Genomic DNA, 20,879 nt, shown 5'->3' on the forward strand with positions numbered 1-20,879 from the left:
ATGCCCGCCGACCAACCGCGGTTCGCCGCTTTCTCGCGGCTGCTTCACTGGCTGATGGCCGCGATGATCCTCGCGACGCTCGGGATCGGCACGGCGATGTGGGCATCGCTGGGGAGCTACCACGCACTGGTGGCGCTCCACCGGCCGCTCGGGATCGCGATCCTGGTTCTGGCCGTCGTTCGGCTGGCCAACCGGTTGTTCAACCCGCCCCCGCCGCTCCCCGCATCGATCTCGCGCACCGAGCGACTGGCGGCCGTCGGGGCCGAATACACCATGTACGGGTTGATGGTTGCTCTCCCGCTGATCGGGTGGGGGATGCTGTCCGCGGCACATTACCCGGCCGTGATGTGGGGCTCGTTCCACTTGCCCGAGATCCTGCCGCACAGCGCCCCTCTCTACGCCGTGCTGCGGAAGACGCACACCGTACTCGCGGCCGGGTTCTTGCTGGTGATCCTCTCCCACTTGGCGGCGGTGCTGTTCCATTCGCTCGTGGTGGGAGACGGCCTCTGGCGGCGGATGGTGCCGTGGCCCGTGTGGTCCGGTGCCGCTCAACCTGCTGAACCGAGCGCCTCTCCGACCGCGCGAAAGGCTGGGGCGGGCTGAACGGTAGCCGCTAATCGAAGGCGCGCAGCAGCGTCGGAGCGCGCCGTTCCCAACAGTAGAGAGAAATGACATGAGCACCGTAGCACCCCGTTCGGCCATTGTGACCGGCGCGTCGCGCGGCATCGGAAAGGCGATCGCGTTGCGGCTGGCCGCCGACGGGTTCGCCGTGACCGTCAACTACGCCGGCAGCCGCGCCGCCGCCGAGGCGGTCGCCGCGCAGATCACCGCGGCGGGCGGGCGGGCGATCGCGGTCGGGGCCGACGTGTCGAAGACCGACGAGGTGGCGCGGCTGTTCGAGGAGACCGTGCGCGCGTTGGGCCGGGTCGATGTGCTCGTGAACAACGCCGGGGCGCTGCTGACCAAGCCCGTGGCCGAAATTACGGACGAAGAGTTCGACCGGTTGTTCGCGGTGAACGTGCGCGGCACGTTCCTGTGCTGCCGGGAAGCCGCCCGGCGGATGGCCGACGGCGGCCGGATCGTTAACCTGTCGTCGTCCACCACGGCCATGATGCTGCCCGGCTACGCCGCGTACTGCGCGACCAAGGGGGCGGTCGAGCAACTGAGCCACGTGCTGGCCAAGGAGGTCGGCCCGCGCGGCATCACCGTCAACGTGGTTTCGCCGGGGCCGACCGACACCGAACTGTTCGGCCAGGGCAAGACCGAAGAACAGAAGCAGTTCTACGCCCGGATGGCGGCGCTGGGGCGGCTGGGCGCCCCGGAAGACATCGCGGGCGTGGTCGCCGCGCTGGTCGGACCGGACGGCCGGTGGGTGAGCGGCCAGAACGTCCGGGCCAACGGCGGGCTGATTTGATCCTCTGACCGCGCGGCGGCTCGTCGTATGAACCCGGTCGAAATCGTTGTCGGACTCATTTTGGTCGCCGTGGTCCTCGCCGCGGCGGCTCAGCGTTTACGGGTCCCGTACCCGGCGGCCCTGGTGCTGGGCGGGCTGGCGCTGGGGTTCGTGCCGGGGCTCCCGCACATCCAGATCCCGCCGGCCGTGGCGTTCCTGGTGTTCATACCGCCGCTCGTCTATCAGGTCGCGTCGCGGTTCGGGCTGCGGGACCTGCGGCACCACCGGTGGCCCATCTTCCGGCTGGCCGTCGGGCTGATGCTCCTCAACCTGATTTGCGTGGCCGGTGCGGTGCGGTGGGCGGACGACGGGTTCTCGTGGGCCGCCGCGTTCGTGCTGGCGGCCGTCGTGGGGCCGACCGACACGGCCGCGGTGGCCGCGGTCGCGCGCGGGCTGCCGGTCCCGCGCCGCGTCGAGCGCATCCTGGAAGGCGAGAGCCTCTTCAACGACGTGGTGGCGCTGGTCGCGTACCAGCAGGCGGTGCGGGCCGTCGCGACCGGCACGTTTTCCCCCGGCCTGACGTGCCTGAGTCTGGCCTGGGGGGCGGTCGGCGGGATCGGCGTTGGTCTGGCGGCGGGCGCCCTGGCGACTTGGTCGCGGCGCCGCGTGAGCGACCCCGCCGTTAACACAGCGGCTTCGTTCCTGACCCCGTTCGCCGCGTACCTCGGCGGGGAAGCGGTCGGGGCGTCGGGGGTGCTCGCGACGGTCGCCGCCGGGCTGTTCGTCGGGCACGTGTTGCTCCCGACGCTGCCCCCGACCGATCGCATCCAGGCGGTCGCGTTTTGGGACGGGACGCGGTTCCTGCTCGAAGGGCTGGCGTTCGTTCTGATCGGTTTTCAGCTCCGCGCCGTGCTGTCCGAGCCCGTGTCTGCCAGCGCCTGGATCACTTGCGCGGTCGTCTGTGCGACCACCGTTGCCGTGCGACTGGTCTGGACGCTCGCCTGGAACGTGCCGCTTTTCGCGCGGCGCGCCGCCCCCGATCACGTGCCCCGGTTCCGGCACGCGGTGCTGATCGGCTGGGCGGGGATGCGCGGGGTGGACTCACTGGCCGCGGCGCTGGCGCTGCCGCTCGTAACGGACGACGGCGTGACGCCGTTCCCGCAACGGGACCTGATCGCCCTCGTCGCGTTCAGCACGATCCTCGTTACGCTTGTTCTCCAGGGGCTGACGCTGCCGATCCTGATCCGCACGCTCGGGCTGCCGCCGGACGACGCCGAGCGCCGGGAGGACGCGGTCGCCCGGTTGGCCGCGGTGGCGGCCGCGCTGCGGCGCCTCGACGAACTCGAGTCGGCGCACGGCGGGTCGGCCGATGCTCTTGGGCACCTGCGCGCGATGTACCAGTTCTGCCTGCGTCAGTACCAAACGGGGCTCGATGCCCCTACCGGGGCGGATCCCGGGGACGGCCTGAGCGCGCTGACGCGGGAACTGCTAAAAGCCGAGCGCGAAGCGGTCCGGACGCTGTGGGCGGACGGGCGGATCGGCGATGAGACGCGCCGCCGGGCGGAACAGGCGCTGGACCACGAAGAGCTGACGTTCGGGGCGTAGGCGCCCGGGCCGTGGAGCGATCGGTCGCAAACTGGCACTGATCGCACCTGTCACCGCGCCCATTCCACCGGTCCACGGCGCTGCGGTGGACCGATTGATTGCAGACTGACACCTCCTGCACCAACCGCCCCCCGCTCGTACCGCTCGTTCGGGTTCATCTCCTGTGATTTCAGGGCGAAAACGTATTTCCACGCGGTCGGCACACCCGTTGCAATTAGGTCCTGACGTACCCGACTGGCCGGCCCCGCGAAGGGCGACGAGATCGCAAACCGTCCGAACACGGACGGGCCACGATCCCTCACCCCGGCGGTGCGCGCAACGTGCGTTTGCTCTCACCAGCTCCGATGTCACTTACCAAGGAGATGCGATGTCGATGCTTCAGCGCCGTGACTTCCTGGCCCGCTCGATGGTGTTCGGTGCCGCGGCGGGGGCGATGGGCCTCGGCGGCCGGGTCGCCGCCGGGGACCCGAGCTTCGCGAACAACGTCCCCGATCCGCTGCTCGCGGGGAAGGAACTGCCCACGTTCAAGTTCGCCCTGGAGAAGACGGAAGGGAAGGTGATCGGCAAGAGTTCCGGGAAAGAGGCCACCGTCGAACAGTTGCCGATTTCCAAAGGGATCGCCGGCGTCTCCATGCGGCTCGAGCCGGGCGCGATGCGGGAACTCCACTGGCACGCCACCGCCGCCGAGTGGGCGTTCGTCCACAAGGGGCGCGTCCGCACGACCGTGATCGCCCCCGGCGGCAGCGCGGAGACGAACGACTTCGAGCCGGGCGACATCTGGTACTTCCCCCGCGGCCACGGGCACATGCTCGAGTGCCTGGGCGACGAGCCCTGCCACTTCATCCTGATCTTCGACAACGGGTACTTCTCGGAGTTCGGCACGTTCAGCATCACCGACTGGATGGGGCACACGCCCAAGCCGCTCCTTGCGAAAAACTTCGGCGTCCCCGAATCGACCTTCGACGGGTTCCCCAAGAGCGAGGTCTATTTCGCCCGCGGGGCGAAGCCGCCCGAACCGGCCGCCAACCCGCTGGCCGGGCGCTACCCGCCGAAGCTGACGCACAAGTACCGGCTGTTCGCCGACGCCCCGCTGGTCGACAACCGCGGCGGGAAGCTGTGGATGGTGGACTCCAACAAGTTCCCCATCTCCAAGACCATCACCGGGGCGGTGCTGGACCTGGCCCCCGGCGCCCTGCGAGAACTGCACTGGCACCCGACGGCCGACGAGTGGCAGTACGTGCTCGGCGGGAACGTGAGCGTCACGATGTTCGGGTCGGGCGGGCGGTATCGCACCGAGACGCTGGAGGCGGGCGACGTCGGGTACATCCCGCAGGGGTACGGGCACTCGCTCGAGAACACGGGCGACAAGCCGGCCCGCATCCTCATCGGGTTCAACTCCGGCGTGTACGAGGACATCGACCTGACCGAGTGGATCGCCGGTAACCCGATCGACGTTCTGGCCACCAACTTCGGCAAGCCGGCCGCGGTGTTCGAGAAGTTCCCGAAGAAAGACGTGTTCATCTCGCCGGCGAACGGCGCGCGGGAATAACATTCGGGCACCATGTGCCCGCCAACACGGGCCGCTATCCGGACATACCGCTCCCCCGCGGCCCCAGTTCACTTCTGGGGCCGCGGGGGAGCGGCGCGTCCGGATGAAGCTCCGTTTCCGCAACGCTTTCTTCTCGAACGCGAGACCGCTCTGGGGCGCGCGACTAGTCCAAGGCGAGGAGCGCGGAAACGCCAAACCGGCTACGCAGTTTGACACCTCACCTGGTCGTGGTTAGCTTCACCCCCCTCCCGCCGAACCGAATTCGTTCCGGTTGGTTTCGGAGTTCCTTCCTCTGGAGGCGCGACGTGGCGAAGCCCGCGAAGAACACGATTTGCCTGTGGTTCGACAAAGACGCGGCGGAGGCGGCCCGGTTCTACGCCGCCACCTTCCCGGACAGTCAGGTGACCGCCGTCCACAAAGCCCCCGGCGACTTTCCGGGCGGCAAGGCGGGCGACGAACTGACGGTCGAGTTCACCGTCCTCGGCGTCCCGTGCATCGGCTTGAACGGCGGACCTGTGTTCAAACACAGCGAGGCGTTCTCGTTCCAGGTAGCCACCGACACGCAGGAGGAGACCGACCGGTACTGGAACGCCATCGTCGGCAACGGCGGGCAGGAGAGCGCGTGCGGGTGGTGCAAGGACAAGTGGGGGCTGTCGTGGCAGATCACCCCGCGGACACTGACCGAGGCGCTGGCCAAGGGGGGCGACGAGGCCCGGCGGGCGTTCGCAGCCATGATGACGATGACGAAAATCGATGTCGCCACAATCGACGCGGCACGCCGCGGTTGAAACGGCGCCACGAACAATGTCACCAAAACAATACAAGGAGCGAGCCGATGAAGTGGAACCCGCACCTGGCCTTCAATAACCAGTGCAAAGAGGCGTTTGAGTTCTACGAGAAGTGCCTGGGCGGCAAGATCGTCGCCATGATCGGCTACGGTGATACCCCCGCCAAGGATCACATGCCGGCCGACACCGGGGCGCGCATCATGCACGCCCGCCTCGTCCTGGGCGACCAGGTGCTCATGGGCTGCGACGCCCACCCCGCCATGCCGTATGACGGGATCAAGGGCAGCGATGTGGCGCTCCAGGTCGAGACGCCCGAAGAGGCCGAGCGGCTGTTCGCGGCGCTCTCCGAAGGGGGCACGGTCCAGATGCCGATCGGTGAGACCTTCTGGTCCGTTCGTTTCGCCATGCTCACCGACAAGTTCGGCGTCCCGTGGATGATTAACTGCGAAAAGGCCCCGGAGTGATGACTTCGGGTCTCGATTGCAACCCCGTGCCCTGCGCCCGTCCGCTGACGGCGCGGGGCACAACTCCACACCGATCGCCTCGGCGCTACCTTGGACTCTTCGGCACCGAAACACCTCCGTCACCGCGCGCCCGATCCGAACTCCGCTTGACCGGCCTCCTGCCCAGCAGTACACGCCGCAGTTTCACGTGCGCAGCGTCCCGATCCGATGTTTATGGAGGTCGCCATGATCCACCGGCCCATGATTCTCCTGCGCCGAGCCGTTTTGTTGGCCTGCATCGCGGTTCTGCCCGCGTGTACGACAAATTGGCCGGACGCCGACGGCGGTCGCTCCGCGGCGCCCGAGCGCGGGGGGCTCCTCGGCGACGATTACAAGCCCTTCCACGCCGTGAACCCGAAGAACCCCAAGGCGTTCTTCGAGATCGCCATCGACGGCAAGCCGGCCGGGCGGATCGAGATGGAGCTGTTCGCCGACACGTGCCCCAAAACCGCCGAGAACTTCCTGCAACTGTGCGTCGGCACCAAGAGCAAGGCCGGCGCGGCACTGGCTTACAAGGGTTCGTCGTTCCACCGCGTGATCCCGGGCTTCATGTGCCAGGGGGGCGACTTCACCTCCGGCGACGGCCGCGGCGGTGAGTCGATCTACGGCGGCAAGTTCGACGACGAGACCTTCCAGGGCAAGGCGGGCAAGCACTTCGGCCGCGGCACCCTTTCGATGGCGAACGCCGGCCCGAACACGAACGGCTCCCAGTTCTTCCTCTGCACCGCCGCGACACCACACCTCGACGGGAAGCACGTCGTTTTCGGGCAGGTCGTGACGGGCTACGACGTGGTCAAGAAGATCGAGGCCGTCGGCTCGCGGAGCGGGAAGACATCCGCCAAGGTCACCATCAGCGACTGCGGCAAGGTCGGATAGTTTCGCTGTACGGTGGGATCGCACACACGCAACCGCGAACCGTGACGGGGATCGCGGTCGCATCGCGTTCGTTGACAACTCCGCCGTTCGGGGGCGTGGCACGAGCCGTCTTGCCCGTTCCGCGCGCCGCACTCTGGGCTCATTTCTTGGTCTGCCGCTTCTGAGCGAAGATCCAGTTCCAGAACTCTTTCTCCTCGAACGCCGGGGACCAACTGTTGTGCCCGACCTTCGGGTACTCGGTGTACTTCGGCTCCGCGCCGGCCTTCTTCAGCGCCGCGACGATATCCCGCGAGCCCTTGGCGGGCACGACGGTGTCCGCGTCGCCGTGGAACGCCCACACCGCGACATGGGCGATGTCTTTGGCCTTGGCGGGATCACCGGCGCCGCAAATCGGCACGCACGCGGCGAACAGTTCCGGGCGCCGCTGCACGGCGTCCAGCGCCCCGTACCCGCCCATCGACATCCCCACGATCGAAACCCGATCCGGGTCAATCGGCTGCTCCTTGAGGAGCGAGTCCGTAAGGGCGAGCGCGAGTTTCAGCGGCTCGCTGATCTCCGGCGACGTGTAGGAGCCCTTCTCCCACGGCACCTCAACCCACTTCTTGCCCTCCGGGCACTGCGGGATCAGCACGAACGCCTTGGCCGCTCCGACTTCGGGGCGCGTGAGAACGCTGGGCTGTTTGTCCTTCCAGAACCACACCAGTTGCTTCTTGTTGTCGCTCCCGCGCTCGCCGGCCCCGTGCAGGAGCACCACCAGCGGGTACTGTTTGCCCGGTTCGGCGTCGGCGGGCTTCAGCAGCCGGTACGGGAGCGACTTGCCGTCGGCCTTGAACTCCTTGGCCTCCGGCTCGGCCGCACGCACGGGTGCGGTGAGAAGCGCCAGCGCGCACGCGGCGAGAACGTGTTTCATGGGGTGGGCTCGCGGGGGAAGGTGCCGACGCTGTTGTAGCGACCACCGGCCCGGTCGGCGGGTGCGCACTCACCCCCGTCGAGCGACGGCCCGTTCGACCAATCCGAACAGCCCTTCGATCGCCAGCGCGAGCACCGCGGCGGGGATCGCCCCTTCGAGCATCAGCGGCACATCGAACTTGTCGATCCCGCGGAGGATCGGGCGCCCGTACCCGCCCGCGCCGATGAACCCGCCGAGCGTCGCCGTACCCACGTTGATGACCGCCGCGGTGCGCACGCCCGCGAGGATCGTCGGCGCCGCGAGCGGCAACTCGACCCGCCACAGGATCGCCCACGGGGACAGCCCCAGCGCCGCGGCCGACTCGCGCAGGGGGGCGGGAATGCTCGTCAGCCCGGCGTGCGCGTTCCGGACGATCGGCAGCAGGCTGTACAGGAACAGCGCCGCGATCGCGGGGGCCGGCCCCGTCCCCTCGTCGACGAGCCACTTCATCACCGGGATCATGAACAGCAGGAGCGCCAGCGACGGGACCGTCTGAAGCACGCCGGTCGCGCCGAGCGCGACCCGTCCGAGCGCCGGCCGCCGGGCGGCGAGTACGCCGAGCGGCACCGCGACCAGCACCGCCGCGAGCAGCGACGGCAGCACCAGCTTGAGGTGCTCGCGCGTCGTCTCCAGCACGCGCCCGGCGAGCGTCCCGTCACCCGGCTCGGCCGTTGCCCCGGCCGCAACCCCCAAGGTCTGGGTCAGGAACTCGCCGGCGACCTCGCGCTCGTCCTTCTTCTGCTCGCCTTGCGCCAAGCTGTTCATCCGCTGCATCTGCGGCTCGGTGACGCGCCCTTCGAGCCGCCGCAGTTGCTCGACCGCCTTGGGGTGCCGCGATTCCAGGTCCGCGCGGTAGAGCCAGACCGCTTCGTAGGCCGGGAAGAAGTTGCGGTCGTCGTCGAGCACGAGCAGGTCGTACTGGGCGATCTCGCCGTCGGTGGTGTACACCTCGGTCACGTCGATCGCCCGCTCGACGAGCGCCCGGTACGCGAGCGTGTGGTTCATCCCGCGCACGTCCGTTTGCGGCAGGTCGTAGTGCCGCTTGACGCCGGGCCACCCGTCGGGGCGGTCGAGGAACTCGTGAATGAATCCGCACCGCAGTTCCGGGTGCTGCCGCAGGTGCGAGATACTCCGCACGCCCTTCGCGGCGGCAACGTCCTTACGCATCCCGAGCGCGTAGTTGTTGCGGAACCCGAGCGGCTGGCTGATCCGGACCCCCTGCGCCGCCAGCGCCGCGGCGAGGTCCGGCGGGTCGTCTTTGAGGATCTGCCGGGTGATGGTCCCCGTGTACTCGGGGTACGCGTCGATGTCGCCCTGCGCGAGCGCGAGCCACAGCGCCGGGGTGCCGCCGAGGTCGTCGCGCCGGGCCTCGGCCCCGCCGGCGCGGGCGAGTTGCGTTCCCATCTCGGCCAGAATCACCGACTCGGTGAACTTCTTCGACCCGATCACGACCGGCCTCTTCGCCGCCGGCGAGCAACCGGGGACGAGGGCGACCGTCGCGGCCAGGGCCGCGCACACGAATGCGGGCAGCCGGCGCGTCACGCGGGCACCTCCGGCCCACGCTGGGCCTGTACGAACTTCGTGACGAACGGGTCTGCGGGGCGGTGCCACAGGTCCGCCGCGCTCCCCTGTTGAACGATCTGTCCGTCGCGCAACAGGACGATGCGGTCCGCGAAGAACACGGCCTCGCCGAGGTCGTGGGTCACGAGCACCACCGTCTTGCCGAGCGCCCGGAAGATGTCGCGCAGCTCGCCTTGGAGGTCCGCCCGCACGAGCGGGTCGAGCGCGCCGAGCGGCTCGTCGAGGAGCAGCGCGTCCGGGTCGAGCATGAGGGCGCGCATCAGGCCGACCCGCTGCCGCTGGCCGCCCGAGAGCTGCTGCGGGTGGCGGTCCAGTCCGTCCGCCGGGAAGCGGGTGAGGTCGGCCAGCTCGCCCACCCGCGCCGCGATCCGCGCGCGGTCCCAGCCGAGGTGGCGGGCCATCAGGGTCACGTTCCCCCGCGCGGTCAGGTGCGGAAACAGCCCGCCGTCCTGGATGACGTACCCGGTGCGCAGCCGCACCGCGCGGGCCGTGGCCGGCGTGACGGGCGTGCCGTTGAACGTGACGGCGCCGGCGTCCGGTTCGACCAGCCCGACCAGCAGCCGGACGAGCGTGGACTTCCCGCACCCGCTCGGGCCGATCAGCACCGTCGTGCGCCCGGCCGGCACGTCGAGCGCGAGCGGCCCCAGGGCCGGGCGCCCGGCGTACACCTTGGTCACGTCCGTGAGTCGAAACATCGCGCCGTCACCACTCCAACTGGACGCCCTTCCAGAACGCCACCCGCCCGGCGATCTCCTTCGCCGCGTCCTTCGGCTCCGGGTAGTACCACGCGGCGTCCGGGTTCTGCTGCCCGTTCACCTCGATGGTGTAGTAACTGGCCGTGCCCTTCCACCCGCAGACGGTGTGCGTGGCGCTCGGCTTGAAGAACTCCGCGCGGATCGCGCTCGCCGGGAAGTAGTGGTTCCCCTCGACCACGACCGTGTCCCCGGACTCGGCCAGCACGGCCCCGTTCCAAACTGCTTTCGGCACGACGATCTCCGTGAGAAGGTTCAGGGTACGGCGGTCAGGTGCATCACGGCGAAAAAGCCGTTCGCGTCGGTCCAGGTCGCGTCCGCGCGCAGCCCGCACGCGGCGGCCCGCTGGGCGAACTCGGCCGGGGCGTATTTGTACGAGTTTTCGGTGTGGATCGACTCGCCGGCGCGGAACACGAACGTCGCGCCGCCCATCTGCACCCGCTGCTCGGCGGCGCTCACGAGGTGCATCTCGATCCGGGACCGCTCGTGGTTGTAGAACGCCCGGTGGCGGAACGCGGCCGGGTCGAAGTCGGCGCCGAGTTCGCGGTTGATACGGACCAGCAGGTTCCGGTTGAACGCGGCGGTCACGCCGCGGGCGTCGTTGTACGCGGGCTCCAGGACGGCGGTGTCCTTCCGCAGGTCGATGCCCAGGAGCAGCCCGCCGCCCGGCCCGACCAGCCGGGCGACGCGCCCCAGGAGGTCGTCGGCCTCGGCCGGGTCGAAGTTGCCGATCGTCGACCCCGGGAAGTACACCACCCGCCGCGCCGCGGGCACCGGCGGGAGTTCGAACGGCCGGGTGAAGTCCGCCACCACGGGGTGAACGCCGAGCCCGGGGTAGTCGGCGGCGAGTTCCCGCGCGGCGCCGCGCAGGTGCTCGCCGGACACGTCCACCGGGACGTACCCCGCCGGGGCAACTAACTCGTCGAGGAGCAGCCGCACCTTCACCAAGCTGCCGGCGCCGAGCTCGACGAGCAGGCACCGCGGCCCGCACCGGGCGGCCATCGCCGCCGCGTGCTCCCGCATCACGGCCAGTTCGGTCCGCGTGGGGTAGTACTCGGGCAGCTCGGTGATGCGGTCGAACAGTTGCGAGCCGGCCGCGTCGTAGAAGTACTTGGACGGGAGCCGCTTCTGGGGCCGCGACAGTCCGGCGAGGACATCCGCCCGGAACTGGTCGCGTGTCCGTCGGGCGGCGCAGGTGCTCGTCATACGGAGAGGTCCTTCGCGAGTCGGAGGCCGGAGAACTGCCAGCGGGCGTCTGGCGGGAAGAAGTTCCGGTACGTCGGCCGGACGTGCCCGGCGGGGGTCACACACGACCCGCCGCGGAGCACCATCTGGTTGCACATGAACTTGCCATTGTACTCGCCGATCGCGCCGGCCGCGGGCCGGTAACCGGGGTACGCGGTGTACGGGCTGGCCGTCCACACCCACACGTCGCCGTAGAAGGACGCGCCGCCGGGCGCAGGGTGCAAACGCCCCGAATCGAGCAGGTTGCCGCCCACCGGCCCTGCGCCGGCCGCGACCTCCCACTCCTGTTCGGTGGGCAGCCGCGCGCCGACCCACCGGGCATACGCGTCGGCCTCGTAGAAGCTTACATGGCACACCGGTTCGTCCGGGTTGAGCGGCCGCTGGCCGCGGAGCGTAAACTGCGCCCAGGAGCCGCCGTCGCGCTCCCAATAAAGCGGTGCGGTCCAGCCGTTCCGCTGCCGGGCCGCCCACCCGTCGGAGAGCCAGAACTCCGGGCGGTCGTAACCGCCATCTTCAATGAACCGCAAGAACTCGCCGTTACTAACCGTGCGCGCCGCGATCTCGAAGTCGTTCACGTACACGCTGTGGACCGGTCCCTCATTATCGAAGGCAAACCCTGCGGAGGTGTGGCCGATCCGGCGCACGCCCGCCGCGTGCCGCTCCCACCGGGTCGGCCCGTGGGGCGCGTCCGACCGCTCGTCCTGCGGTGCGGCATACACCGGCCGCAGCGGGTTCAGACCGAATGCGTGTTTTAGATCCGTAAGGAGCAGTTCCTGGTGCTGCTGCTCATGGTTCAGCCCTAACTCGACGAGCTGCGCGATTGCGGTCAGTGTGCCCGCGTCTGCCGTCGCGATCAGCGCGAGAATTTGCTCATCGACGGCAGCGCGGTACGTGGACACTTCGGCCACGGTCGGCCGGGAGAGTAGCCCGCGCGCCGCGCGGGGCCAGCGGTCGCCGACGGCGTCGTAGTACGAGTTGAACAGGTAGTTGAACCGCGGGTGGAACGGGCGGTAGCGGTGCTCGTGTGCGGAAAGTATGAAGGTCTCGAAGAACCAAGCGGTGTGGGCCAGGTGCCACTTCGGCGGGCTACAGTCGGGCATCGACTGAAGTTGGTAGTCTTCGACCGCGAGCGGCTCGCAGAGCCGCTCCGTTTCGGCCCGAACGGCGGAGAACCGGGCGGCGAGAGCCGTCCGGACAGCAGCGTGGGGGGTCAGTTCTGACATTCCACCTCTCGGATTTTGGCCCGCGGATCGGGTGACGGTTGTGTGCGATAGCCGTGCCAGGACCGACAACAATTTACGCACGCCGGGCGTGATGGCGTGATGGGTATGGCAAATTTGGTGATTAGCAAAATTCTAGGGCTGGGTTTAGGTTGGAACGGTGGCCGGTACAGGCGCTTGGTGAAGCTCCAGAACTCCTCGATCCCGTTGATGTGTGCGGCCACCACTCCGAACGTCTCCTGATGGTTGATGGGCACGTGCTTGCCGTGGCTCTGGCCGTCGTTATAGCTGGCGAACTCGTCGGTGTAGAACACGCTCCCTTTGACCGTCGTGGCTCGGATCTTGGCCAGCAGGGCCTCCTTGGTGCCGTTCGGAACGGCCACCGTGTACACCCGCCCGGCCCGTTCCAGGATGCCGAACACCGGGACTTTTCCGCCCGCGCCGCGGCCCGGCTTGCCCTTCCGCTTGCCCGCGAAGTACGACTCGTCCAGCTCCAAAGTTCCGAGCCAGGGCCGCTTCTCCTCATCGGTCATGGCCTGGAGGGCGAGGCGGAACCGGGTGTACGCGGCATGGGCCGTGGGGTCGCTACACCGGACCACCTGAGCCGCGTGGTGGCCGTGGTACTTAATGCGAACGCCCGGAGCAACTCCCACTGGACCTTGCGACGGTGGTAGCTCCATTTAGTCCGGCCCCCGGGGCACTGCCGCTGCCCAGCCGAGCTCCCGTGGGTGGCCTGATGGCGCCGCCAGCAGAGCGGCCCAACCACGTGGCGTTCATACTCTTCGAGGGTCATTGGGACAGCCTACTTGCTGCCCTAGAATTTTGCTAATCACCTAACCTGATGACACCGCCCGCCCCAGCCGGTCGCTTCGGGCGGCGCCTTCCGGTTCGATGTGCCGCGCCCCCTGTTGCCTCCGGCGCGGGGACCGAGAATAGTCCGAGCGCCCCGGGCGGTCTTGCCGGCGCGCGTCTCTCCTAGGCTCCGGGCATGCCGATCGACTTTTGGACCTACTCGTTCCTGTGCGGCTCCGCGTTCCTGGCCGGAATCATGAACGCCGTGGCCGGCGGCGGGACGCTGCTCACGTTCCCCGCGCTGACGGGCGTCCTCAGCGCGGCGATGGCGAACGGCACCAGCACCGTGGCACTCCTGCCCGGCTCGTGCGCCGGGGCACTGGGCTACCGCAAGGAACTGTGGGAGTGCCGAAGGTTCGTGCTGCGGATGTGCGCGCCGAGCCTCGCGGGCGGGTTCCTTGGCGCGTGGCTCGTCGGCGAGAACCAGGACGCCTTCGCCACCCTCGTGCCGTGGCTGATCCTGACGGCCGCGCTGCTGTTCGTGGCACAGGCCCCGCTCTCGAAGTGGGTGAAGAGCCGGGCCGCGAGAGACGGGGTGCAACCCGAGCACCACGAGCCGGGGCGGCTCACGCAGGCGCTGGTGATCGGGTTCCAGTTCCTGGTCGCGACCTACGGCGGGTACTTCGGCGCCGGGATCGGCATCCTCATGCTCAGCGCCCTGGGGTTCATGGGGGTGGGCGACATCCACCGCATGAACGCGGTGAAGACATGCCTCGCGGCGCTCATCAACGCGGCGAGCGTGGTGGTCTTCGTGCGCGACGGGCTGGTGGACTGGAACTTCGTGCTGGTCATGGCGGCGGCGGCCACCGCCGGGGGCTACATCGGCGCCCGCGTGGCGCGGCGGCTCCCGGCGAGCTACGTGCGGTACGCGGTCATCGCCATCGGGTTCGGGCTGTCGGCGTTCTACTTCGTCAAGAAGTACGTGTAGCCCCGATCCGCCACCCGGCCGGCCAGAACCCGACGGCCCGGAGCCCGACGAGCAACCGCTCGACGAGCCACGTCCCGGCGAGCATCCCGGCGAGCATCCCGGCCGTCATGCCCGCGAAGCTGAGCGCCACGCCCGCGACCATGTTCGCGAGCGTGGTCTTGGCCGCGAGCCACCCGCCGCCGATCATCCCCAGCGCCATCCCGACGTTGCCGCCGGTGTACATCGCGACCGCGTGCTCGCCCCCCGGCGCCGGCCCCTTGCCGAACCACTTCATCGCGACGTTGGCGAGTGCCAGCATCCCGACCCACATCCACGGCCTCATGACGCCCTCGCGCATGGCCTCGACGCAGCCGCAGCAGGCGTGATCGGGCAGCGCGGCGCACCCGTTGTCGGCCCACCACCCGAGCACCATTCCGAGGTTGCCGAAGGTGACCATTCCGAAACACATGTCGAGCCAGTGCGGGACGGCGCACCGGTGCCACGCCACCGCGAGCCCCGCGCCGACCGCCGCGAACCCAACAAGGGTGAGCGCACCCGCGACCGGGGTGCGGAGCGCAGCGAGGAGGAGCAGGAACGCGGCGCCCTGGAGCGCGAACGCGAGCGCGTGGGCGAGACCTACCCCCCCGGCCCCCCTCCCTGAAGGGAAGGGGGAGAAAGACCCACCCCCCAGCCCCATCCCTGAAGGGAGAGGGGAGGAAAACAAAGGACGCGCGGAAACGTTGTCGCTCGGCAAAGATTCTTTCTCCCCCTTCCCTTCAGGGAGGGGGGCCGGGGGGGTAGGTTCTTCGTGCCCGCACCCGACGCGCGTGGACGAGAAGATCAGCGTCAGGCTCGACACCACCATCAGCACGGCCGCGACCACCGGGTACAGCACCCCGCACGCGGCGAGCGTCATGCCCACGAGGTTGTACGCCACCGCGCGGGCCAGGTTCACGCGCACGGCCCGCACCGCGCTGCGGCTCAGTTCGACCGCCCACGGCAGCGCCGACAGGTCGCCCCCGTACAGCGTGACCGGGGCCGCGCTGACCGCGAGGTCGGTGCCGCTCGCGAGGGCCACCCCGACGTGCGCCGACGCCAGCGCGGACGCGTCGTTGATCCCGTCGCCGACGAACAGCGGCTTCGCGCCGTCGGCCCTTGCGCGCGCGACCGCGGCGCGCTTCTCGTCCGGCAGCATCCCGCCCCGCGCGTCCGGCAGCCCGAGCGCCTCGGCCCGGCCCGGAACGTCGCCGGTGAGCACTTGCACCGGCACCCCGAGCTTCGCGAAGTGCGCCAGCGCCCGAGGGGTCGAATCGCGGAGCCGTTCCGTCAGAACCGCCACGCCGGCCCACGACCCGTCGACGGAAATGTGAACCGCCTTGCTCCCGTCTGGTTCCGGCGCGCCCGCGCCCGCCGCGGCCCATTCCGCGACGCCGGCCTTCACCTCGTGCCGCGTTCCGTCGGCTTCGACCAGTTGCGCGACCACGCCGCACCCCGGGACCGCGTGCAGCGCGTCCACCCGCGGCTCGGCGCCCGGTGCGAACGGCCGGGGGAGTTCGGCGAACGGCTTCGCCACCGGGTGCGAACTCTGGGCCTGCACCAGCGACAGCCACCCGAGCAGTTTCGCGCGCTCCGCCCCGACCGCGACCGTCCGTACATCGACCAGCGCGAACGCGTCGTCGGTCAGGGTGCCGGTCTTGTCGAACATCACGCGATCGACGGCCGCGAGGCGCTCGAGCGCGTCCCCGCTGTTCACGATCACCCCGCGCTCCGCGAGCCGGTTCAGCGCGGACCAGACCACCACCGGCGTCGCCAGCCCGATCACGCACGGGCACGCGACCAGCAGCACCGACATGGCGTTGAACAGCCCGACCTCCCACCCGGCCCCGGCGCCCAGGGACCAGTACGCGAACGTGCCGAGCGCGGTGAGCACGACCAGGGGGAAGAGCCACCGCCCGAGCCGGTCGGCGCGGCTCTGGAGCGACAGCGGCTTGTCGCGCGCCTCTTCGACCACCTTCAGGAGCCGGTCGATCTCGCGCTCGCGGCCGCTGGCCGTCGCGGTCACACGAAAGGCGGCGTCGAAGCTGGCCGAGCCGGCGAGGACGCGGTCGCCGGGCCGGCGCACCACCGCGAACGGCTCGCCGCTCACGGCGGACTCGGACACGAAGCCGGTGCCGTCGCGAACCAGCCCGTCCACGGGGACCAGCTCGCCGGGGTGAACCTCCACCACGTCGCCGGGCCTCACGTCCGCGACCGCCACCGTCCGCGCGCCCCCGTCCGCGCCCAGCAGGCGGCACAAGCTGAGCCGGTCGCCCCAGGCCCGCGAGCCGGCCAGCGCGGCGGCGCGGGACCGCGCCCCGATCACCTTCCCGAGCGTGTAAACGACCAGCAGGACCGACACGACCTCGAAGTAGATCTTGCCGTGTCCGGTGAGGTGCGCTTGAAGGGACGCGGCCAGCGCCCCGGTGGCCGTGAGGAGAAAGAGGGCCTCGATGGTGAGCCGCCCGCGGCGCATCTCGCGCGCGGCGGCGCGGACCAGTGGCCCGCCCAGGAGCGCCGCGACCAGGGCCGTGCCCGCGAGGATGCCCCACTGGGCGAGCTCGCGGGCCGCCGGGGGCACGTCGTCGTGGACGTTCAGCGCGAGGCCGAAGATCATCGACTGACCGACGACCAGGACCCCGACCCCGAGGCGCCACCCGAGTTGCGTGAACTCCGGTTCCGCGCCGGCCCCGCACGCGCCGGCGTCGCACGCGCGCTCGCCGACCGCGACGCAGCCGAAGCAGCAGTAGAGCGGCGCGGGGCGGGCGCCGCCGGCGCGGCCGGCGTACCCGGCCCCGGTGATCGGCCCGTGACAGTTCGCGCAGGTGGTCATTGTGTTGTGGCCGTGCTTCCGACCTCGCGGCCCGGCGGGTGTTTCGTGTTCGTTTCCCGGGGTGACGCGACTTGGGGAACGAACACGAAATCGATTCTGTCAGAACCCGCGTCGTACCAAGTTCGCGCCGCCGTTCTGCCGTGAGTGTGGCCTGCGCGCCAAGTCTGTTCCGGGGGGCCGGCGTGGTCGTGGCGCCCCCCGCGCATCCGACACCCGGAGCACCCGCTCACGGAGTGAGCGGGCCACACCGAGAACCGGGGCACCGGCGCCGTCTGCGACTCTGCCCGCGAGTGTGGCCCGCTCACTCCGTGAGCGGGTGCCCCGCGCACCAAGTCCGTTCCGGGGGCCGGCGTGGTCGTGGCGCGCCGCGCACATCCGACACCCGGAGCACCCGCTCACGGAGTGAGCGGGCCACACCGAGAACCAGGGCACGCTCCGCAGCTCGAACTTAAAACGACTAAGATCCGATTGAAGACCAACCGAAAGCCGGGTCACTTCTTCGGCGCCGGCGGGTCGGCGTAGTCCTTCGGGAACTTCTCTTGCAGCTCGGCCGCGGTCACCGAGTCGCGCTTGCCGTCCTTCGCCCGGGCGGCGCGGACCGTCGCGGCGGTGATCGCCGGCTTCTTGTCGTCCGGGTCGGCCTTGTTCGACCAACTGTTGCGCACGTAGGTCAGCACGCCCGCGATCTCGTAGTCCTTGAGCTGGTCCGCGTGCGGCGGCATGGCGGCGGCGCCCCACGCCGTGCGCGGCACCTGCGGGGACTTCACCTCGATGTTCCCCTTGAGCCCGTACAGCACGATGCGCGACAGCCGCGCCGGCGACGACTGGTCGCCCGTGACCCAGTTCGACCCGTCGAGCGGCGGGATGTTCTCCGCGGGCTTGCCCACCCCTTCCGGCAAATGGCACGCGGCGCAGATGGCATTGTACTTACGCCCACCGATCGCCTTCAGCTCCTCGACCGTTTGTGGGTCGGGGTCGGTGACCGGCCCGGCCACCGGGGTGGCGACCGGGTTCGGCTCGTCGAACACGTCGGCGCGGAAGTCGGCGGAGTTAGAGCCGACGTAGAACCCGCCCCACATGAGCAGCGCGCCGCACACCACCGCCACCCAGAACGGCACCGGCTCGAACCCGTCGCGGGGCTCGGCCTGCTCGCGCATCAGCACGTCGTGCATCGACTGCACCGAGTCCGCGCCGCCGGCCCCGGGCTCGTCCACCGCGGTGTCGTCCACGCCGTCGGCGGTGAGCATCACCGGGTCGTTCATCTGCGCCATGTGGGCGCGGTGCAGGTCCTGGACCGAGTCGCCGCCGGTGGGGACCACGGGGGCGTCGGTGCGGACCGGGGCGTTGGTCGGGTTGGTGTCGCTCATTCCTTCGCCTCCGGCAGCGGAACTTCGGCCTTCCGCAGTGCGAGCAAATACGCGACCAGCGCGTCGCCGTCGGCGTTCGGCACCACCTGGTAGTCCTCTTCCGGGGTCGTGAGCCAGAACTCCAGGAGCCGCTTCTTCCCGTCCGCGGTGGAGATGTCGATGGACTCCGCCCGCCCGGCCGTGTACTGCGCCACCAGCTCCGGCCCGCGCTTCGCCACGATGTCGGCCCACTCGCCGTCGCTCGGCCGCCACCGGTACCCGGGGTCAACGGTCCACTCGCGGCCCAGCGCCAGCGCCCGGTCGCTCCGCGCCCCGGTGACCTTCTCGCGGGTGTAGAAGAACGGGAACGACGGCATGACGCTCCACACGTTCGCCGACCGCGGGTTCAGCAGGTGCGTGTGGTGCCACGCGTCGGACGGGTTCCGCACCCCGATGTTCGCGAGGTCCGGGCCGGTGCGCATGGTCCCGAGCATGGTCGGGTTGTCGTAGATGTAGTCGCGCGAGACGGTTCGCCGCAGCCCGTAGCTGCGCTTGATGTCGGCCCCGGTCCGCTCGACGCCGTCGGCGTCGGTCCAGCCGCCGAACCGCGCGCTGCGCACCTGCTGCGTGTGGCAGTACATGCACCCGTTGTGCTGGTACACCTTCATGCCGGCCAGCTCGGCGCCCGACAGGGGCCGCGGGTACGGGTCCTCACCCTCGCTCTTCTGGTACGGCTTCTCGTTCCCCAACTGCCAGTACGGGAACACGATCAGGCCGAGCCAGCTCGACGAGAACGTGAGCAGCGCGCCCAGGAAGATCACCATCCCGCGGTCCATCGTTCCCGTCCTCAAAACACAGAGAAGAGCGTTCACCGCAGAGGGCACAGAGGGCACGAGAGTTACTCAATTCTTTGTCTTTCTCTCGTGCCCTCTGTGCCCTCTGCGGTGAACGCTCTTATGTCTTCTGCCCCGCCGGCTGCGCGAACAGCGTCGGGCCGCTGGAGCGCCGCCGGCCCCACCCGCCCACGTTCGCCGCGAACGACACCGCGAACGCCAGGTGCCCCACGGTCAGCAGCACGCCGGCCAGCGACCGGCCCAGCAGGTGCGGCTGGGTGTACTGCACGATGCGCGCGAACGGCACGTCCGGGTTGTTCATCATCACCCCCTGCCACCACCCGCCGACCGACAGCCCGACCACGTAAGCGGTGATCCCGATCGACGTGCACCAGAAGTGGACCCGGATGAGCCGGCTGCTGACCCACTCCCGCCCGGTGAGCCGGGGGACCATGTAGTAGAACAGCCCGAACAGGATCATCGTCACGAACGCGTACGCCCCGAAGTGGGCGTGCGCCACGATGTAGTGCGTGAAGTGGGCCGTCTCGCTGTACCACTTCAGGGACATGAGCGAGCCCTGGAAGCTCACCAGCGTGTACGAGATCGCGCCGAACACCGTGAACCGCAGGGCCGGGCTGTACCGCAGCCGGTGGAAGTGGCCCAGCATGGTCATGTGGTGGTTGATCGCCACCGCCAGCACCGGGATGATCATCATCATGCTGCCCACGGTGCTGGCGGTGGCCAGCCACGCCGGGATCGGCCCGCCGATCAGGTGGTGCATCCCGGCCCACGCGTAGAACAGGGCCAGCGACCAGAACCCGATGATGCTCAGGTAGTAGCTGTGGACCGGGCGGCCGATGATCTTGGGGATCAGGTAGTACGCGGTGCCCACGGCGATCGGGGTGAACCAGAGCCCGAGCACGTTGTGCCCGAACCACCAGTTCACGATCGGCTGCACCACCCCGGTCACCGGCATCCAGAAGATCACGAACTGGGCCACGAGGTACAGCCACGGGAACCAGAACACCGCCCCGAAGATGTACCACTGGGTCACGTACACGTGCGCCTCGCGGCGGCGGCGGAACACCGCCACCACCCACGCCGACACGATCCCCAGGCCGGTCACGAAGAACGGGGCCGCGGCCGGCGGCGCGTCCAGCCACTCGACCGACTGGCCGGCCCCGAGCAGCACGCCGAACACGGCGATGCACACGCCCACGTTCCAGAGCGCGCCGGCCAGGTACAGGAGCTTCGGGTACGGCAGCTCGGCGCGGGACAGCCGGCACATCTGCCACAGGCAGGCGGCCATCGACGCGAGGGTGGCCCAGCCGAGCGCGACCGCCTGGAGGTGCGCCATCCGGGCGCGGCCGAACGTCAGCTCGGCGGTGCCGGTGAGGAAGTACGGGCTGTGCAGCTTGACCGAGGCCACCAGGGCCAGCAGCGACCCGACCAGCAGCCACAGGACCGCGGCGGACGCGAAGAACAGCACCGGGCCGCGGCACGACGCGTCGATCGCGGCGCGCTCCGCGGCCGACTTCGCGCGGTCGTACGGGGATAGCTCAGCGGTCGCGGCCATGTCGCATCGGTCTCCCAAAAATCGCGTTCTCGCCC

Annotated in this window: 19 protein-coding genes; 8 read left to right on the forward strand and 11 right to left on the reverse strand. The window is 69.8% G+C overall.

Going from position 1 to position 20,879, the window contains the following annotated elements; all coding sequences use genetic code 11:
• The 7 genes from R5W23_RS20335 (at position 1) to R5W23_RS20365 (ending at position 6,714) form a co-directional block, all read left to right on the forward strand.
• Positions 1 to 603: a cytochrome b gene (locus tag R5W23_RS20335; protein WP_320687866.1), complete on the forward strand. Its 603-nt coding sequence runs from the start codon at positions 1 to 3 to the stop codon at positions 601 to 603.
• A 70-nt stretch (positions 604 to 673) separates the two neighbouring features.
• Positions 674 to 1,414, forward strand: coding sequence for an SDR family oxidoreductase (locus tag R5W23_RS20340; protein WP_320687867.1), 741 nt, complete (start codon positions 674 to 676; stop codon positions 1,412 to 1,414).
• A gap of 27 nt (positions 1,415 to 1,441) precedes the next feature.
• Complete coding sequence (locus tag R5W23_RS20345) at positions 1,442 to 2,998, forward strand: Na+/H+ antiporter (RefSeq protein WP_320687868.1); 1,557 nt, start codon at positions 1,442 to 1,444, stop codon at positions 2,996 to 2,998.
• 367 nt (positions 2,999 to 3,365) lie between these two features.
• Positions 3,366 to 4,547, forward strand: coding sequence for a cupin domain-containing protein (locus R5W23_RS20350; protein WP_010040886.1), 1,182 nt, complete (start codon positions 3,366 to 3,368; stop codon positions 4,545 to 4,547).
• 305 nt (positions 4,548 to 4,852) lie between these two features.
• Complete coding sequence (locus tag R5W23_RS20355; protein WP_320687869.1) at positions 4,853 to 5,335, forward strand: VOC family protein; 483 nt, start codon at positions 4,853 to 4,855, stop codon at positions 5,333 to 5,335.
• A gap of 47 nt (positions 5,336 to 5,382) precedes the next feature.
• A complete protein-coding gene (locus tag R5W23_RS20360; protein ID WP_320687870.1) occupies positions 5,383 to 5,799 on the forward strand; it encodes a VOC family protein in 417 nt (138 codons plus the stop codon).
• Between the two features lie 387 nt (positions 5,800 to 6,186).
• Positions 6,187 to 6,714 carry a peptidylprolyl isomerase gene (locus R5W23_RS20365; RefSeq protein WP_029601130.1) on the forward strand — a complete coding sequence of 176 codons (528 nt, stop codon included), beginning with the start codon at positions 6,187 to 6,189 and terminating at the stop codon, positions 6,712 to 6,714.
• A gap of 139 nt (positions 6,715 to 6,853) precedes the next feature.
• Here R5W23_RS20365 and R5W23_RS20370 read toward each other — a convergent pair whose 3' ends face one another.
• The 7 genes from R5W23_RS20370 to R5W23_RS20400 form a co-directional block, all read right to left on the reverse strand.
• A complete protein-coding gene (locus tag R5W23_RS20370; protein ID WP_320687872.1) occupies positions 6,854 to 7,624 on the reverse strand; it encodes a carboxylesterase family protein in 771 nt (256 codons plus the stop codon).
• Between the two features lie 69 nt (positions 7,625 to 7,693).
• Positions 7,694 to 9,205 carry a glycine betaine ABC transporter substrate-binding protein gene (locus R5W23_RS20375; protein WP_320687873.1) on the reverse strand — a complete coding sequence of 504 codons (1,512 nt, stop codon included), beginning with the start codon at positions 9,203 to 9,205 and terminating at the stop codon, positions 7,694 to 7,696.
• Positions 9,202 to 9,939 (reverse strand): ATP-binding cassette domain-containing protein, encoded by a 738-nt coding sequence (locus tag R5W23_RS20380; RefSeq protein WP_320687874.1) that lies wholly within the window; start codon positions 9,937 to 9,939, stop codon positions 9,202 to 9,204. The genes R5W23_RS20375 and R5W23_RS20380 overlap by 4 nt, the downstream gene beginning before the upstream one ends.
• Before the next feature lie 7 nt (positions 9,940 to 9,946).
• Complete coding sequence (locus tag R5W23_RS20385) at positions 9,947 to 10,231, reverse strand: DUF427 domain-containing protein (RefSeq protein WP_010045465.1); 285 nt, start codon at positions 10,229 to 10,231, stop codon at positions 9,947 to 9,949.
• Positions 10,232 to 10,251: 20 nt separating this feature from the next.
• Positions 10,252 to 11,202: an L-histidine N(alpha)-methyltransferase gene (gene egtD, locus R5W23_RS20390; protein ID WP_320687875.1), complete on the reverse strand. Its 951-nt coding sequence runs from the start codon at positions 11,200 to 11,202 to the stop codon at positions 10,252 to 10,254.
• Positions 11,199 to 12,464: an ergothioneine biosynthesis protein EgtB gene (gene egtB / locus R5W23_RS20395; RefSeq protein WP_320687876.1), complete on the reverse strand. Its 1,266-nt coding sequence runs from the start codon at positions 12,462 to 12,464 to the stop codon at positions 11,199 to 11,201. The genes egtD and egtB overlap by 4 nt, the downstream gene beginning before the upstream one ends.
• Positions 12,452 to 13,114, reverse strand: coding sequence for an IS1595 family transposase (locus tag R5W23_RS20400; RefSeq protein WP_320687877.1), 663 nt, complete (start codon positions 13,112 to 13,114; stop codon positions 12,452 to 12,454). The genes egtB and R5W23_RS20400 overlap by 13 nt, the downstream gene beginning before the upstream one ends.
• Before the next feature lie 335 nt (positions 13,115 to 13,449).
• Between R5W23_RS20400 and R5W23_RS20405 the strand changes: the two genes are divergently transcribed.
• The gene (locus tag R5W23_RS20405) at positions 13,450 to 14,241 is read left to right on the forward strand and encodes a sulfite exporter TauE/SafE family protein (RefSeq protein ID WP_320687878.1); all 792 of its coding nucleotides are present in this window, start codon (positions 13,450 to 13,452) and stop codon (positions 14,239 to 14,241) included.
• Here R5W23_RS20405 and R5W23_RS20410 read toward each other — a convergent pair.
• From R5W23_RS20410 to R5W23_RS20425, 4 genes are all read right to left on the reverse strand, one after another.
• Positions 14,225 to 17,089: a heavy metal translocating P-type ATPase gene (locus R5W23_RS20410; RefSeq protein WP_320687879.1), complete on the reverse strand. Its 2,865-nt coding sequence runs from the start codon at positions 17,087 to 17,089 to the stop codon at positions 14,225 to 14,227. The genes R5W23_RS20405 and R5W23_RS20410 overlap by 17 nt on opposite strands.
• Before the next feature lie 491 nt (positions 17,090 to 17,580).
• A complete protein-coding gene (locus tag R5W23_RS20415) occupies positions 17,581 to 18,456 on the reverse strand; it encodes a c-type cytochrome (RefSeq protein WP_320687880.1) in 876 nt (291 codons plus the stop codon).
• Positions 18,453 to 19,271 (reverse strand): cbb3-type cytochrome c oxidase subunit II, encoded by an 819-nt coding sequence (locus tag R5W23_RS20420; RefSeq protein ID WP_320687881.1) that lies wholly within the window; start codon positions 19,269 to 19,271, stop codon positions 18,453 to 18,455. The genes R5W23_RS20415 and R5W23_RS20420 overlap by 4 nt, the downstream gene beginning before the upstream one ends.
• A gap of 118 nt (positions 19,272 to 19,389) precedes the next feature.
• Positions 19,390 to 20,844 carry a cbb3-type cytochrome c oxidase subunit I gene (locus tag R5W23_RS20425; protein ID WP_320687882.1) on the reverse strand — a complete coding sequence of 485 codons (1,455 nt, stop codon included), beginning with the start codon at positions 20,842 to 20,844 and terminating at the stop codon, positions 19,390 to 19,392.
• Between the last annotated feature and the right edge of the window lie 35 nt (positions 20,845 to 20,879).

The organism is Gemmata algarum, assembly GCF_034097035.1.
GTDB lineage: Bacteria > Planctomycetota > Planctomycetia > Gemmatales > Gemmataceae > Gemmata > Gemmata algarum.